Annotated in this window: 12 protein-coding genes; 6 read left to right on the top strand and 6 right to left on the bottom strand. The window is 64.6% G+C overall.

The genetic code is table 11. The features are described 5' to 3' along the window. Positions 1-38 precede the first annotated feature (38 nt). Positions 39-1,058 (top strand): ELWxxDGT repeat protein, encoded by a 1,020-nt coding sequence (locus GTZ93_RS37805; protein WP_139918968.1) that lies wholly within the window; start codon positions 39-41, stop codon positions 1,056-1,058. Between the two features lie 90 nt (positions 1,059-1,148). Here GTZ93_RS37805 and GTZ93_RS37800 read toward each other — a convergent pair whose 3' ends face one another. Continuing rightward, on the bottom strand, positions 1,149-2,618 hold the full coding sequence (locus tag GTZ93_RS37800; RefSeq protein WP_139918969.1) for an MDR family MFS transporter: 1,470 nt from the start codon (positions 2,616-2,618) through the stop codon (positions 1,149-1,151). A 180-nt stretch (positions 2,619-2,798) separates the two neighbouring features. Here GTZ93_RS37800 and GTZ93_RS37795 point away from each other — a divergent pair, with 180 nt between their 5' ends. Both GTZ93_RS37795 and GTZ93_RS37790 read left to right on the top strand, forming a co-directional pair. After that, positions 2,799-4,070 (top strand): O-antigen ligase family protein, encoded by a 1,272-nt coding sequence (locus tag GTZ93_RS37795; protein ID WP_161663300.1) that lies wholly within the window; start codon positions 2,799-2,801, stop codon positions 4,068-4,070. A 26-nt stretch (positions 4,071-4,096) separates the two neighbouring features. After that, positions 4,097-4,963 (top strand): GNAT family N-acetyltransferase, encoded by an 867-nt coding sequence (locus GTZ93_RS37790; RefSeq protein ID WP_139919617.1) that lies wholly within the window; start codon positions 4,097-4,099, stop codon positions 4,961-4,963. Positions 4,964-5,002: 39 nt separating this feature from the next. On the opposite strand, the gene GTZ93_RS37785 is transcribed toward GTZ93_RS37790, so the two are convergent. Continuing rightward, positions 5,003-6,085, bottom strand: coding sequence for a hypothetical protein (locus tag GTZ93_RS37785; RefSeq protein WP_139919618.1), 1,083 nt, complete (start codon positions 6,083-6,085; stop codon positions 5,003-5,005). A 98-nt stretch (positions 6,086-6,183) separates the two neighbouring features. Next, positions 6,184-7,092, bottom strand: coding sequence for a LysR substrate-binding domain-containing protein (locus GTZ93_RS37780; protein ID WP_139919619.1), 909 nt, complete (start codon positions 7,090-7,092; stop codon positions 6,184-6,186). A gap of 122 nt (positions 7,093-7,214) precedes the next feature. On the opposite strand from GTZ93_RS37780, the gene GTZ93_RS37775 reads away from it, so the two are divergent. Beyond that, positions 7,215-8,399 carry an MFS transporter gene (locus GTZ93_RS37775; protein WP_139919620.1) on the top strand — a complete coding sequence of 395 codons (1,185 nt, stop codon included), beginning with the start codon at positions 7,215-7,217 and terminating at the stop codon, positions 8,397-8,399. A gap of 11 nt (positions 8,400-8,410) precedes the next feature. Here GTZ93_RS37775 and GTZ93_RS37770 read toward each other — a convergent pair whose 3' ends face one another. Continuing rightward, positions 8,411-8,629: a hypothetical protein gene (locus GTZ93_RS37770; protein WP_180946100.1), complete on the bottom strand. Its 219-nt coding sequence runs from the start codon at positions 8,627-8,629 to the stop codon at positions 8,411-8,413. Between the two features lie 261 nt (positions 8,630-8,890). On the opposite strand from GTZ93_RS37770, the gene GTZ93_RS37765 reads away from it, so the two are divergent. Beyond that, positions 8,891-9,532 carry a hypothetical protein gene (locus tag GTZ93_RS37765; protein ID WP_139919621.1) on the top strand — a complete coding sequence of 214 codons (642 nt, stop codon included), beginning with the start codon at positions 8,891-8,893 and terminating at the stop codon, positions 9,530-9,532. Between the two features lie 317 nt (positions 9,533-9,849). After that, positions 9,850-10,932, top strand: a complete 1,083-nt coding sequence (locus tag GTZ93_RS37760; RefSeq protein WP_257979281.1) for an IS630 family transposase — start codon at positions 9,850-9,852, stop codon at positions 10,930-10,932. Between the two features lie 307 nt (positions 10,933-11,239). Here the strand turns inward: GTZ93_RS37760 and GTZ93_RS37755 are convergent, their stop codons facing one another. Together GTZ93_RS37755 and GTZ93_RS37750 are read right to left on the bottom strand one after the other, a co-directional pair. After that, a complete protein-coding gene (locus GTZ93_RS37755; RefSeq protein ID WP_139919623.1) occupies positions 11,240-13,072 on the bottom strand; it encodes a DEAD/DEAH box helicase in 1,833 nt (610 codons plus the stop codon). A gap of 558 nt (positions 13,073-13,630) precedes the next feature. Continuing rightward, positions 13,631-15,901, bottom strand: coding sequence for a patatin-like phospholipase family protein (locus GTZ93_RS37750; RefSeq protein ID WP_257979282.1), 2,271 nt, complete (start codon positions 15,899-15,901; stop codon positions 13,631-13,633). Positions 15,902-15,923 lie beyond the last annotated feature (22 nt).

Here is a 15,923-nt window from a genome sequence, read left to right as displayed (position 1 = left end):
CCACCGTCCCTTGCTCCGGTCTGACAAGGAGTTGGGCAATGCGTATGCGATTCGGGTGGGTCCTGGCGGGGCTGTCGTTCGTGGGTTGTGGGGGAGCGCCGGACATGGAGCCGCCCGCGGCCCAGGAGCAGCAGGTCCAGGCGCAGGCGTGCACACCCGCCATGGCGGCCACCAAGGTGAAGGACTTCCTTTCACCGGGGGATCCCTTGCCGTCGCCGTACCGGCCGATTCCCGAGTGGCTGACGAACGTCGCGGGCACGCTGTACTTCACCTCGGACCCCTACCAGGCGACCGCTGCGCTGTGGCGCAGTGACGGCACCCCGGTGGGCACCGTGCCGGTGAAGGAGCTCCCCTCCGCGGGCTTGAACTACCGGGACTTCGCGTCACTCACGGCCGTGGGCTCGCGGGTCTTCTTCACGATGAATGACCCGGCGGCGGGCTCCGAGCTGTGGGTGAGTGATGGCACCGCGGCGGGGACCCGACTCGTCAAGGACATCACGCCGGGCGCTTCGAGCTCCTCCCTGTCGAACCTCACCGCGCTGGGGGATGTATTGACCTTCTTCCGGTACGCCGGAACCGCGAAGGAGCTGTGGCGCTCGGACGGCACGGCGGCGGGGACGTACCGGGTGGTGGACTTCGGCTCGGGGTCATCCCTGGCCTATCCCACGCTGCGCACGGGGAGCGCGCTGCTGTTCTTCTTCCAGGACGCGACCCAGGGCACGCGCCTGTGGCGGACGGACGGCACGGCGGCGGGCACCTGGATCGTCAAGCGCGTGGACGCGGGGACTCCCCTCGTGTCGGAGACACGGTCCCTCGCGAGCGGCGGCGGGGTGTTCACGCTGGACGACTCCTCCGGGACGGAGGTGTGGCGGACGGATGGTTCGGCGGCGGGCACGGTGCGCGTCACCACGTCCAGCCCGGGAGGCGAAAGGCCCGAGGAGTTCACGCGCGTGGGTACCAGGATCTTCTTCCGGGCGTACTCCGGCGTCTACGGCAGCGCCTTGTGGGCCGTACCCACCCACGTGACCTGCACGCCGCTGAGCGCCAGCGCCCGGTGACAAGGCCGGTGCGCGTCAGCGCATGATTTGCCGCCGGCTTCCAGCGAGCTCCAGCTCCTGGAACCCGGCGGCTTCGAAGGACACCGGGCGTCAGTGGGAGGCGGTGACGTCCGACATGTTCACGGGCGTGGTGACGCGCTTCACCTTGGGGAAGAACAGGCCCGCGGTGAACGCGGCGATCATCGCCGCGCACATGATCCAGAAGTTGATGGACAGACCTGTGTTCAGCGCTCCGCCGAGCGTCTCGAGGACGGCGGGAGCCAGGCCGCGTCCATGCTCGGGGCCGAGCAGCTCCGTGGCGGCGCTGACGGGGACATTCGGGTCCTTCATGAGCTGTGACACCAGCACGCCGCCCATGATGCCCACGCCCAGCGACCCGCCGATGGTGCGGAAGAACATGCTGCTGGCCGTGGCCACGCCGCGCAGCTCCCAGCCCACGGTGGTCTGGACTGCCACCATGGTCGCCATGGCGGCGAAGCCCAGGCCAATGCCAAACAACCCCATGGCGAGCTGCGGTACCAGCATGGAAGCCCCGGGCTTGAGCAGCAGCGCCATCAGCACGGTGCCAATGGAGGCCAGCCCCAGCCCGCCGACGATGAGCGGCCGGAATCCGGTGCGGACCATGAGCCTGCCGCCGATGAGGCTCGCCAGCGGCCAGCCGACGATCATGGGGGTGATCATCCCGCCCGCCATCGTGGCGGAGCCGCCGAGCACGCCCTGCACGTACAGGGGCACATAGGTGGTCGCGCCGAACTGGGCGGCGGAGAAGAGGGCGCCGGCCAGGCTGGAGATGGCGATGGTGGGAATCTTGAAGATGCTCATCGGGATGATGGGCTCGGCGGCGCGAAGCTCCACGAACACGAACGCGGTGAGGAGCACGGCGGCCAGGGGCAGGGCGAGCAGCGTCGCTCCCGAACCCTGCACCCCGAACAGCAGCGCCACGACGCCCGAGGACAGCAGCGCCGCGCCCGCGTAATCGAGCCGTGCGCGAGGCTTGGGCTGGAGCTGCTCGTGGAAGAACATGACGAGCAGCACCATGGACGCGATGCCGATGGGGATGTTGATGAAGAAGATCCAGTGCCACGTGAGGTACTTCACGATGAGGCCGCCGGTGAGAGGGCCCGCGAGGCCCGCGATGCCCCACACGGCGCTGAACGCGCCCTGGACCTTCCCGCGCTGCTCCAGCGTGTAGATGTCCCCGATGATGGTGAGCGCGATGGGCTGCATGGCGCCGGCGCCCAGGCCCTGAAGGACGCGGAACGCGATGAGCATGTTCATCGACGTGGAGAACCCGCACGCCAGGGACGCCAGCAGGAACAGGGTGGAGCCGAAGAGGACGATGGGCTTGCGGCCGTAGAGGTCGGCGAGCTTCCCGTAGATGGGGACGGTGATGGTGGATGACAGCATGTACGCGGTGAAGACCCACGCGTAGTGCTGGATGCCGCCCAGGTCGCTGACCACCGTGGGCATGGCGGTGGAGACGACGGTCATCTCCAGCGCGGCCACGAAGAGGGACAGTGCCAGAGCCAGGGTGGTGAACGGTCGATGGGTGGTGCGCATGTCGGAAGGAGGACCCGGGAAAGGACCCTGGCTAACGCGTGCCCGTCCGGAGCGCCAACGTCAAGCGCGTGAAAAGGAGTGACGGCGTCCATCGCCGGGGATTCCGGGTCCACTCCGGAAGGGCAGGGGAGCACGAGGTGGGATAGGGTCCACCGGCCTCGCGAGTTCGAGGCGCACGGCATGGGCACGGAAACGAAGACGGTCGAGTCAGGGCGCTGGAAGACGGCGGTCGCCGCGGTGTTGGGGCTCTACGCGGTAGGGCTGGTGCTGGCGGAGGCGGTGCTCCAGGCCGGAGCCATCCTGGCCACGGCGCTGGCCCTGGCTCTGGCGGTGACGAAGCGGCTGCGGCTGGAGAAGGACGTCAGGGCGTTCGTGCTGGCGAGCGTCGCCCTGAGCGTCTGGCAGCTGCTGTCCCCGGCGGTGGCGCTGTTGACGGGAGCCGCGACGAAGTGGCCCCGGGGCGCGAGGTACGGCCAGGCGCTGGACACGGTGGCGGGAGCAGCGGTCGCGTGCATCGGGACGCTGGGAGTGCCGTGGCTGATGCTGGGGAGCCTCGTCGCGGGAGGCTGGCTGCTGGCGGCGGCGCTGGGCTTCTTCCAGCACCGGGTGCAGTGGCCCTGGGAGCCGCCAAAGTTCCTGAAGCTGAACCTGTCGCGCCTGCACGAGAACTTCGGAACGGAGGAGAACCCGAGGTACGCGGCGGGAGGCTTCTTCTTCCACAGGCTGCGGTTCGCGCACGGAGCCATCGCGGTGCTGGGCCCGGCGCTGGCGGTGATTGGCCGGTCGAAGGTGACGCGGCGGCGGGTGCTGGCCGGCGTGATGGTGCTGGGGCTGCTGCTGTCCATCTACGGCGCGTTCGCGAGAGCAGCGCTGGGAGCGGCGCTGGGCGTGTGCGTGCTGGCGTTGCTGCTGTTGCTGCGGGGGACGGCGCGGAAGGCGGGGCTGGGCGTGGCGGTGGCGCTGGTGGCCGTGGTGCTGCTGACGCCCGCGTGGAGGGAACGGTTCGGCAAGGCGGTGGACAACCTCTTCGGCAGCGGAGAGCGCTCGCTGGCGATGTCCGTGGGCTGGCGCCTGGTGCGGGAACACCCCTGGGTGGGCGTGGGCTTCGGCAATCACAAACCCGCGGCCCTGGCGACGCAGGCGGAGACGGGCATCACGGACCTGCTGGCCACGGACTCCCACAACCTCTGGCTGACGGCCTGGGCGGAGACGGGGCTCGTGGGGCTGGTGCTGCTGGCGACGATGCACTTCCTGCTGGCGAGGGCGCTGGTGCGAAGGCACCGGGCGGGTTCGATTCCGGCCACGGGAGCGCTCCTGTCCTTCGTGGGCTTCCACGTCCTGGCCCTGGTGCACTACCTGCCGTTCCACCCCAGCGTGCACCTGTCGTTCATGCTCATCTGGGGGCTGGGGCTGTGCGGGTCCGAGGCGCCGGCCCGCCATGGGCCTGATTGAGTTTTCAAGCTGATTGGGGGCGTGTGATGGAATCCGTTGCGGTCACCGAAATCAGACAGGTCGATACCGGGTTGCAGGAGCTGTTCTGTGACTACGTGCCTCAGGTGTTCCGCCGCGCGGACTTCCGCCGTTGGCGTGCATGGGGAGAGTGGAACGACGACTACCGTGCGTTCGCGCTGATTGAGGACGGCCGCGTGGTGGCCAACACCTCCGTGATGCGGATGCGCCTGCTGCTGGAAGGGCGCGAGGTGCTGGCCCATCAGCTGGGAGCCGTGGGGTGTTTGCCGTCGCATCGTGGTCGGGGACTTGCGCGCGTGGTCATGAACGTCGCGCTGGACGCGTGTGGGGATGCGCCGGTGCTGCTCTTCGCCAACCCCAAGGTGCGCCAGTTCTACCCGCGCTTCGGGTTCCAGCCGCAAATGCAGACGTTGTTCGCCACCCCGTACGATGCCGTGCCGGATGGCCCACCCGCGCCCACGCTCAATCTGGATGACGCGGAAGTGCGCGCTGGACTCGCCACGCTCTCCAGCGAAGGGCGTCCCTCCACGGAACGCTTCGGCGCGCGGGGCTACGGGACGGTGGCGAGCTGGCCCGTGGCCAATGGCTTCTCGAGGCCCCTGCGCCAGTTGGGAGCGGACGCCTGGGTGTTCGCGGGAGTCGAAGGCGAGACGCTGTACCTGGACGACGTCTTCGCCCGCGAGCCCTTCGACCTGCGAGCCTGGATCCCCCGGTTGATTGACCGGCCCATCCGGTCCATCCGCTTCGGGTTCACTCCGGAGCGCTACTGGCCGGAGGCCGTGACGGCCGGTGAGGACATGGAGGCCGACCTGTTCGTGCGGAACCTCCGGCTCTCACCAGAGGCCCACCGGTTCCCGATCATGGCCCACACTTGATTCTGTCCCCATGCCAATCCATGGGGACAGAACAGAGCCTCACTGACAGAGCTTCTCGACCGACTTGATCCGCACCACGCCGTCGACGTTCGGATCGTTGGTCTGGTCTCCGATGGCGATGGTGCCGGTCGTCGTGAAGTTGTTCCGCGTGAGCTTCGCGACACCGTCGACGCTCACCGTCGCCACCTTGGAGGCATCCACCGCGAGTTCGTAGACGTGATACGCGCCATCGGTCACGGCGAACGCCGAGGACTGCGTGTCATCCGCCCAGCCAATCGCCGCGCTGTCCAGGTAGATCATCTGCGAGCGATCCGTCCCATTGCCGGCCGAGCCGGTGAGACTCCCCAGGATGGCCGCGCCGCTGTCGAGCTGGTTGTGCCTGCTCACCGACTCGACCTGCATCGTCACGCGGAGCGTGAACGGCTGCGTCGGGGCGACCGCGTTCGTCTTCGCGAGGAGCAACTGCCCGCTCGTTCGACCGCCGCTGTCCGTTGACGTCGCGAGGCGGACGTAGTCCTCGCCATACGTGAGCGTGTTCGGCCCCTGTGCGACCGTAGTCCAGCCCTGCGCCACGATGTCGGTGCCGCCGACCAGCAGCGGAATGGCCTCGCGCGGGGACCACGCCGTCGTCGACGTTGCTGGCGTGCAGACCTCGCAGGCGTTCGTCGGGTTGGGTGTGCCCTCGTCGTAGATCGTGCCGTTGATGAAGCACTTCGGACTGCAGGCGCCGGTCGAGCAGACCTGTCCCGTGCCGCACGCCGTCCCGTCCGCGAATGACGTCCACGCGGTCGCGGACGTCGTGGGCACGCACTGCTCGCATGCGTTCGCAGGGTTCACCGCTTCAGCAGCGAACTGTTGGCCGTCGATCCGACAGACCGCGACGCAGATACTGGACTCACAGGCTTCGGTGTTCGTGCAGGCCTGGTCGCACCCGCCGCAGTGAGCCGGGTCGTTGTCGGTGCTGACGCAGGTGTCGCCGCACTGCGTGGTGCCAGCGTCAGTGCACATCTCAGGCACCGAGGCGTCGGGCGGCCCGCCGGGAGTGGGGGAGTCATCACTACACGCGGCGAAGAAGCCGAGCACGACCACACAGGAGAGCGCGATGGAGCGAATGGAGATCATGAAGGTACGTGACTCTACGCCCGCGTCACGGATCCCAGGGGCTTCTCGTCCTGATTCTTCGCGAGGCCCCGTCAGAGTCCAAGCTTCAGGCCGAGGCGTCAGCGCAAGGCTTCGGCCAGGTAGTCGACGAACACCCTGACGCGCGCGGGCAGGTTGGCGCCGCCGACAAAGACGGCGTGAATGTGCTCCACGTCGCCTGGATTGTATTGCTCCAGCAGAGGAACCAGGCGGCCCGAGCGGAGCTCTTCCTCGACGCTGAATGCGCCGACCCGCGTCACCCCCACGCCGGCCGCGGCCAGCTGGCCCAGGGTCTCTCCGTTATTGGCTTCGATGCCGCCCTTCACGGACAGACTGTATTCGTGCCCGTCGCGCACGAAGGGCCAGACCGCTTCGGCCCGACGAAAATTGAAGTTCAGGCAGTTATGGTGGTGCAGGTCTTCTGGAACCATCGGCGTCCCGCGCCGGGCCAGATAGTCGGGCGAAGCCACGATCACGCGCGGATTCTGGCCAAGCTTGCGCGCGGTCAAGCCGCTGTCCGCGAGCGGGCCGAAGCGGATGGCGACGTCCGCCTCTCCCGCAGCGATGTCGACCACCCTGTCTGTCAGGTTGATGTCCACCAGGATGTGTGGGTATCGCGTCGTGAAGTCGCCCAGCAGGGGGACCACGCACAGGCGCCCATGCGAGTGGGCGGCGCTCACTCGCAGCCGCCCGCGCGGCGCGCCCAGATCGGCGATGGCCTGCTCCGCGTCGTCCAGCTCCGCCAGGATGCGCCGCGCCGCGCGCAGATAGGCGTGTCCTTCGGGCGTCAGCGTCAGGACCCGGGTCGTGCGCAGCATCAGGCGTACCCCTAGACGCGCCTCGATGCGGTCGAGGGTCCGGCTGACGGCCGACGGGCTCAGGTCCAGCTCACGCCCGGCCGCCGAAAAGCTGCCGGTCGCCACCACGGCCGAAAAGACGGCCATCTCATGCGCCCGATCCGCGCCGCCCGGCTGCACCTTTGCGTTCATCTCAAGAATCCTTGGCTTCCAAGGGCTCTAACGCGCGCACGACGTCCCAGCCATCTTTGCGCGCACAGAACAACGCCCCCCGTCGCGAACAGTCGCCGCGAGGGAGAGAAAGGTTCCCGCGGATGAAGCCCAACGCTCCTCTTCTTGCTCTGGCGGTCGGCGCTTTCGGTATCGGGGTCACGGAGTTCGCGCCCATGGGCATGCTGCCTGTGATCGCCGCGGACCTCGGCGTCTCCATCCCGGCGGCGGGTTTGTTGGTCAGCGCCTACGCCTTCGGGGTCCTGGTCGGTGCGCCGGTGATGACCTTGACGACCGGCCGGGTGCCGCGCCGGACCCTGCTGGTCGGCCTGATGGGCATCTTCACCCTGGGCAATCTGCTGTCCGCGCTCGCGCCGGAGTACTGGACCCTGATGGCGGCCCGGGTGGTGACGTCGTTCAACCACGGCGCCTTCTTCGGGGTGGGCTCCATCGTTGCGGCCAGCGTGGTCGCGCCCAACAGGCGGGCGGGCGCCGTCGCGGCCATGTTCATGGGCCTGACGGTCGCCAACATCACCGGCGTTCCCCTGGCCGCGTGGGCCGGCGAGAGCCTGGGCTGGCGCGCCTCCTTCTGGGGCATCGCGGGTCTGGGCGCCCTGGCGATGATCGCGCTTCGCTTGACCCTTCCGCACGGCCAGGTCGAGCGCTCGTCCGACAACGGCGCCATGAAGGCCGAATTGGCGGTGCTCCGACGCGGCCCTGTCCTGGCCGCCCTGGCCCTGACGGTGATCGGCTCCAGCGCCATGTTCACCGTCTTCACCTACATCGCTCCGATTCTGAAGGAGCGGACTTTGGCCTCGACCGGTTTCGTCACCGCCATGCTGGTGACCTATGGACTGGGGCTGACGATTGGTAACTGGCTGGGGGGCCGCTTCGCCGACAGGTCGGTGGACCGGACCTTGATTGTCACCCTGGCAGGTCTCGCCACACTGCTGGTGGTATTCGCTGGGATCATGCCGTGGCAGGCGCCTGCCGCAGTGGTGATCTTCCTCTGGGGTGTGGCGAGCTTCGCTCTGGTGCCACCGCTGCAGATGCGGGTGATGACCGCCGCCAGCGACGCGCCGAACCTGGCTTCGGCCATGAACATCGGAGCCTTCAACCTGGGCAACGCCATTGGCGCGGCCCTCGGTGGGGCGGTCATTGGCCTCAACCTCGGCTATCCGGCCGTGGCTCTGGCCGGGGCGGCGATGGCTGGATCAGGTCTCATCCTGGTCTTGTTGCTGGTTCGCCGAGAGGCACGCGTGGTCGAGCCGCTCCCGGCGCGCTGCTGAAACCACAATCTCTAGAGCCCCAGCTCCAAGCCAATGCCCGGGGCCACGGACCAGAGCGTCTTGCGGGAGTTGGTTCCTGGGAACCACTCACCGACTACCTGGGCCCGGAGGAACTCCAGGAAGGTGATGCCCACGAGCGCCTGGACCACGGGCCGTGAGCACGCGGCAACGTGGCTGGCGCCTCGGTTCGTGCAGAGGCTCGTTCCGTAGCCGTCGTTCGCGCGGAACAACCAACCTGGGCGAAGCGCGAGGCGGCTTTGGGAGCTGTGCGAATGGCCACCCGGGTAGCTGCGCCAATGAAGTTCAATCTTCCCTTGTCAGTGAACACGATGTTCACGCGCCGTGTCCCGATCGCGAAGCCGCACTTGCGAGTGGACTGGATCGACCCCGACGTGTCCCTGGCGCGGACACAGAGAGCCCAAGGGGGCCGAGATAATTGAGGTGGTCGCCCATCTATGATCGACTCTAGGCCCAGTATGCACGGGGGAACAGTGAGCGATCCCAATAACGCGGCGCCAGTAATGCAAGTAGCCACCGATGGAGGCAGCGTCAAGCCCGAAGTTTGGACACCAGAAGAGGAGCGAAACCGGGAGGTTTGGAAGCTGGTTATTGATCTGCAAAAGCACTTCAACGACATCCACTTCCGGCTGCGCGCTTTCTACTTCGGCTTCCTAAGCGTGATTGCCACGGCCGTCGCAGCGCTTCTGTTCTCCACTGCGATGAGTGAGGCCAAGACGCAATTCCCTGCTGGAAGCCTCAAACGAATACTTCTAAGCGTTCTCCTGGTTACCCCCGGAGTCGCAGTTTGGAGTCTCGACCGGTTCTACTATCATCCATTGCTAGTTGCCGCCGTCGATAAGGCGATAGAGATTGAAAAGAGTTCGCCAAGGTTGATGTCGATCTCGACACACTTGCGAAGTACGAATCACGCGTCGGTGTTCTTTGCGGCCTCGCGTGGACGCTCAAAAGTGACGTTGTTCTATGCGCTGATAACAGCCGCAATGGTGGGGATCCTCAACGCAGATGAGTGGTGCGTCGCCATCGTCTCTAGCGTCGTGGCAGGCTTGTTGTTCTATGTCTTTGAAAACAGTGCTGAGTGGTGGCGCGAGACCAAGGGGTGTGAAAGGCGTTGATAGTGGCTTCAAGATTTGTTGTCGTGTAAAAAGGCCATTCGGTGGGCCTCGCCTCCCTCACCCCGAGGTGAGGGGCGAAGCCAGCTAGCAGGCTGTTGAAAAAGGACCGGGACCTCTCTCAACCTACGACCCATGGGGTGGACGTCCAAAGTCATATCCACCCCGTAGTGGGTCGCTGTGGCTGCCGAAGTGTTTTTCAACAGCCTGCTAAACGACCGCGCATGAATCCCGATCGGCTCGGAGGGTAAGCAGGCGCTGGGAGCGGAAGGAAAGGGGCAGGAGCTCGCGTCGTTCGGCCTTGTGTGCGCAAGAACCGGATGAAGAAGCGAGCCCTGCCTCAGGGAAGGCAACAGCTACGCCTGCGATGTCCTGACCGCAGGCGGCTGATTCGCTGGGGAGAGAGGACTGGTTGCCCGCTCACCCTGCGGCGGTGCCTGGCGGTAGCGAAGGTGGCCAGTGGGCAGTCACGGGCGCAAGCCGCGCGGCAGCTGTTGTGCGCCACGTCGACGGTAGTGTCCGCGGTTCAGCGCTTCCAGAAATCAGGCCGAGAAGGCCTCTCGGACGGGCGCGCTCAGAATGGGCAGCGCAAAGTGGACGAGAGATTCCGGCGGACGTTGTGCCGGGTGCTGGAAGGCACGCCACAGCAGTCCGGTTGGCGGCGCACGACGTGGACGCGCGAGTTGCTGGTCCGTGAGGTGGAGAGGCGAGGCCGGGTACGCGTCTCGCCCGCGACGATGGGACGCGCCTTGGCCTCGGTGGGAGCCCAGAGAAGGCGTCCGCGTCCCGTGGTGCGCTGCCCTTGGCCGGAGCGCAGACGCCGACGGCGCCTCTGGCAGCTGAAATGCCGTGTAGCTTTCGCTCGGCCCGACGAGCCCGTGCTTTTCGAGGATGAGATGGACGTGCACCTCAATCCGAAAATCGGTCCCGACTGGACGTTGCCTGGACAGCGTAGAGAGGTCGTCACTCCCGGCAACAACCAGAAGCGTTTCGTGGCGGGGGCGCTGGATGCGCGCACAGCCCGGGTGACTTGGGTGCGGGGGGAGAAGAAGACGAGTGCTCTCTTCATCGACCTGGTGCGCGCCGTGGACGCCGCCTATCCCAGAGCGAAGCGTCTGCATTTCATCCTCGATAATGCCGCCACCCACTCCAGCAAGAAGACGCAGAAGGCGCTGGAGGCACTGGGGGCGCGGCTGGTGCTGCACTTCCTGCCGCCGTACTGCCCGGAGGGCAACCGCATCGAGCGCCTGTGGTGGGACGTGCACGCCAACGTCACCCGCAACCATCGCTGCAAGAAGATGGAGGCGCTCATGACCGAGGTGGACGCCTACCTCGACGCGCGGAACACCCAGAAGTCCGCCAGTCCCTTGCTGCGCGTCGCCTCTGCTCGACGCGCAGCTTGAGACCGTTCGAGAATCACGCTCGGTCGTTTAGGACGGTTCCTGGCGAATACCAAGGCAGAGGCATTGCCCTGCTGGACTATCCTCTACCGGTAGAGCGTCAGCGCTAGGTGTCAGTTGCTGAAGAGCCGTCAGCTTCTGAAGGTCTCGCGAGATTATCTCTTTTGCACATTTCTCGCAGTAGTGGTCCCAGCTTCGCCCATTGCTGACCTTCAGTCTTGTGTCGCCGCGCTCGATACGATGTTTTGAGTTTGCTTGGCAGTTATGAGCCCTTTGTGCAATGTCGATGGTGGTTCTGGTGATAAGGGATTTAAGACGGCCCATTAAACACCTCGTTAATCGCAGCGGCTACTAGATCTTCGAACTGACTCTCGATTCTCTCCAGCTCGATCCGAGACAGCTCTCCGCGTTGTCCAGTGCCTCTGTCGACGGCGGCATTGATTTTCTTGTCGATGGCTGACTTCAGAACGACTAGGTTTGTTCTCTTTAGTCGCTGTTTGTCAAGCTCTCGCCCTTGCGGGTTTATTTTCCTTTCGGCCAGTAGCCTTGCTGCGGTGTTCATGACCCGCGCATCAAGCTGTGCGCGTTTTGCCTGTCGCGCGCGCACCTTGGTGGTTGGAGTCGATTCAAGTGCGCGAAAGGCAACGGCGATTTGATCAACTGTAAATCCCTCTGCTTTGAGAACCCGAAGCGCCTCTGCGGCTGTGGTGTTCTTTAGTAGAGGGATCTCTTCAAGAGAAACGTCTGACTGAGCGCGAATCTCGACGTCAGCTGGGTAACCCGATTCCGCTTCAGGGGCGTCCGGTACTGGATTGAATTCCTTTTGTCCTCGTGAGTCCGCGGGATCGAAGTCTTCGATTGGAAGCAGCTGATCGAAGTAGCTTTGGTCTGCTTCGGTAAAGCTGCGAAAGTCCTCCCACCGGCGAGCGATGTTGGCGCCTGCGTGAAAGACTACAACGCCGTGGTTGACGGGGTCGCCAGGAGCATCCTGCTTGATTACGCGCATGACGCGTCCAACAAATTGAACAAACGGCGAGAGGTTGCTGAAGATGCTGAGGACTGCGGCTACTGCCAAGTATGGATGATCAAACCCCTCCCCCAGTTTTCGCACCTGAACTATGACGTCAATTTGGTGTCTTGCGAGCTTGTTCATGACGCGGTCGTTTGCAGGACCTCCCTCGATTGAGTGGACGAAATCAGCTTTCAGTCCTCGCTCTCGGTAGGCGGCTACAACTTGTGCGCAATGCTCGTAGTTTAGGGCTGAGGCGATAATCTTAAGCCGAGACTCATTTGTTTCGTCTCGAAGCCGTTTCAGTTCCTGGATGGATGCGTCGACAATTGTGCCCAGGGTTTCCCTTGAGGTAACGATGCTGCGGCGGAAGTCTGCGTCGTCCTCTCCAAGGCGTCGGACTTCGTCAAGACTTACGTCGATTTCCTTGTTGTCTTCTCGCCGGACGTAGCGCAGTGTGCGAGGGTTCAATTGGACGGCTTTGAGCTTCTTTACGTAGCCTGCCGCGATTGCCCGAAATATTGGGTATGAGTAAATGACTCGGCCGGCCATGATTTGGCCGTCTGCACGCAGCGGTGTCGCGCTGAAGTTAACGATATTTGCGTGCGGAAATTTGGTCTTGAGTGCTGTCCAGCTTTCGGCAACGCTGTGGTGGCCTTCATCAAAGAGAATCAGGTCGAAGAAATCCGAAGGTAGTTTTTTCAGCCATCGGTTCTCTTCACCACCCTGTAGTTGCTGGATGTTCGTGATGACGACGTGTGCCTCTTGAAGATCCGCTAGATTTACCTCGTCCCCTCGGATGTAGGCCGGTTCCGGGTATGGGGCGCCGTCAAGTACTTTGCACTTTCGGTAGAACATCTCCTCATTTGCAGGATCAAATCCTTTTTCGAGTTGCTGCGCGATTGCTAGACCTGGAGCGACAACCAGGGTTCGGCGGGCGCCAAACGCAAATGGCGTAAGCGTAATGCATCCGGATTTCCCACAGCCGACCGGAAGGATAATTCCCGCCTCGCGGTTTCCGTCTGGGTCTTCGCTTGCGAAATCGACGAGGCTTTGGAATGCTTCGCGCTGTGGTATGCGAATGTATTTGTTGTCGTCGATCTGGATCTGCCTGTCTTGAAATGGATTGGTCATGTTTCTCCTGCTTGAGGATTTTGAAGTGCCGGGGGCTGGAGGAGCATTTCAAGGCAATCATGGGGGCCTCGAAAGCGTCAACTGGTCCATGATCACTCTTATGAGTGATGCCCCAATGTCTCACTTGCGACCACCGCGCTCGACGTTGTCGCCGCTGCAAATTCTTGTGCTCGGTGGGTGAGCGAAGATGCAGCGAGGGGTCTCTTTGACCCAGGCCTGGGTCGACGCTGTCGGGTAAAATGAACCGGGCGAGATGTTCCGTGTTGATGGACAGGGCGTTCATCAACTAGGCGAACTCGGTCGATAATGCTTTGCATGTTTGGCTGAAATGGCAGCTGTGGTTAAAGGGTGCAGTGTTGAGGGTTGCTTTGGGTTGATGCGTCATGCGTCTTTTGTTAGGTGCAGAATTCTACGTCATTGAGTCGATTGCGGTGTCAGAGGTACTCGACGCAATCTCTGCGGCATTGACCGTCGCAACACAGTGGCGGCGTGGTTGGCTACGACGAGGCATTGGTGCTCTGCCTGAGCCGTCGGTCGCGCGGTCAGCTGTCAATAGGATTAGAGCCCAAGCTCCAAGCCAATGCCCGGGGCCACGGACCAGAGCGTCTTGCGGGAGTTGGTTCCTGGGAACCACTCACCGACTACCTGGGCCCGGAGGAACTCCAGGAAGGTGATGCCCACGAGCGCCTGGACCACGGGCCGTGAGCACGCGGTCACATGGCTGGCGCCTCCGTCCCTGCAGACGTTCGTCCCGTAGTCGTCGTTCGCGCTGAACAACCATCCGGCGCGAAGCGCGAGGCGGCTTTGCGAGAGGAAGGTCTGCTCCGAGCGAGGCTGGAACTCCAGCCCTCCCGCGAGGACCACCCCAAAGGGATCGCTGCTGCTGCCGGAGGACAGGACGTCCTCGAGTCCCCGGAATCCGAGCGCACCCGCGAACCGGAGCCCGGACGACAGCGGCATCTTGGAGGCCCCGACGCTCAAGCCCAACTCGCTCTCCGTGGGCCCCATCGTGATGTGCAGCGACATGCGCTGGGGCTCGTAGCTGATGCTGTCCAAAGCGAGCTTGCTGGCGAAGCGGACCGTGGGCTTGTCGGCTGGAGGCTGCACCGCCGCGAGCCGGATGGCCGCGTCACCCAGCGCGTGGCGGATGCGCAGGACGGCCTGGTCTCCTTGTCCCTTCGGGACGCCAAGGTCCCGGAACCCGAAGCCATAGGCCCCCAGCAGCCGCATCGAATACGCAAGCTCGGACTCGTCCTTGCTCTGCTTCCAGTCCGGCCATGTGTTGGGCCGGAGGCCCGGGACATGGGGCGGCGGCTGGCCCTCGATGGCCCGGTCACAGTGCGCGTTGCGCCAAGTACCCGGCGGAACTGTCGCGGCGGACTTGCTACAGGCGTCGTAGAGCTGGTCCAAGGACATCTGTAGCAACGCCCGGAAGTCCTCCAACGCTTCGCCCTGACACGCCTGCTCCGCGCTCGGCAAGGAGTCATAGACGGCGCTCATGCATGCAAAGGGCTGCCATCCGCCAATGCCATCCATTCCCGCCGCACCAGGTCGCTCTGCCTGCGTCCGACCTTCCCGGAACGCGTCATCCATCATCCGCCGGGCGTCATACATGCCCAGGTAGAAATCAAAGACACGGAAGCTTCGTTCAAAGAAGCCCAGGAACGCGAAGAGGGGCGCACCGGCAGCGGGGAAGTGTCGGCGGGGCAGGGTGAGTCGCTTGGCAATCTCCGGCTCCTCCTCCAGGAGCATGGCCAGTTCCTTGGAGCGCGCCGTATCCACGAACGCCGCCAGGATCTCCGCGAGTGTTCCCGGCAGGGACGCAGGTCCCGTACCGGTTTGTGCAGGCGGTGCGACCGGGTACTCGGTGGCGTCCGGGTCGATGAATGCGAAGGCGATGCCGGGAGGCGTCGTGCGCACATCCGGATTTGGAATGGGACGCCACTCCAGCTTTCCGTCCGCGGTTTCGCGAAGGCCATCACGGGCGAGCCCCACGGCCAGACGCAGAGGCGTGTTGTCGAAGACGCCGCCATCGATGAAGAGGTCTCGCTTCGCCTCTGAAGGCAGACAGACCCCCGGTTTCGCGGAGGCCTTCGGCGCGCAGGTTCGCAGGGGTTGGGGCGGGAACGCGATGGGGAAGGACATGGACGCGAGCAGCAATTCGCGCAGGTTCGCGAAGGGGATTTCCCCCTGCTCGTCCGTCTCAAGCAGCAGTTCCAGGCGTCGGCCTTCGCGCGTGGTGTAGTTGGTCGCGCGAGGAGGGCGCCCATCCCCGCGTCCCTGGATGCGGATGGCGAACTTCTCTTCAAGCCGAGGCAGGTCGAGCCGTCCGTTCGCGGCCTGAAGGGCACGAGGTGAAAGGCGCGTCGTTGAAACTCCGAGCACTACGTCGCATGAGCGGTCCAGGCCTCGGTTCCAGGCCTGTTCGATATGGGAGGCGCGCCGTTCCAGTGCCTCCCGGGAAAAGACTCCGAGCGGCATCGTCGATGTCGGAATGAAGAGATCGTTGAACCCGATGGGAACCCAGATGTCCCAGAACAACGATTGGCCCGGCGTGGACGCATCCACGCCACAAGTCGCCATGATCGCCAGCAAGGCATTGAGGCTTCCCGCGGAGGCGCCTGTGACGAGCCGCAGATCCACGGCTCGTTCCCCCTGGGAGGACGTCCCTGAGTAGTAGAGGAAACCGGCCTCATACGTGCCCAGGGACACGCCTCCACTCACGGTGAGCGACACGGCCTTCGCCGCTGCGGCTTGTAGCGAGTTGAACGACTGAGCACTCGCGCCCGATGCGACCAGGAGCAGCACGCAAGCGAAGGTGCGGGCCATCAGGCCTGCTTGGACGCGTGAA

The sequence above is a fragment of the Corallococcus exiguus genome (assembly GCF_009909105.1).
Lineage (GTDB): Bacteria > Myxococcota > Myxococcia > Myxococcales > Myxococcaceae > Corallococcus > Corallococcus exiguus.
The sequence above is the reverse complement of the archived record's forward strand: the minus strand, read 5'-3'. Positions and strand labels throughout refer to the sequence as shown.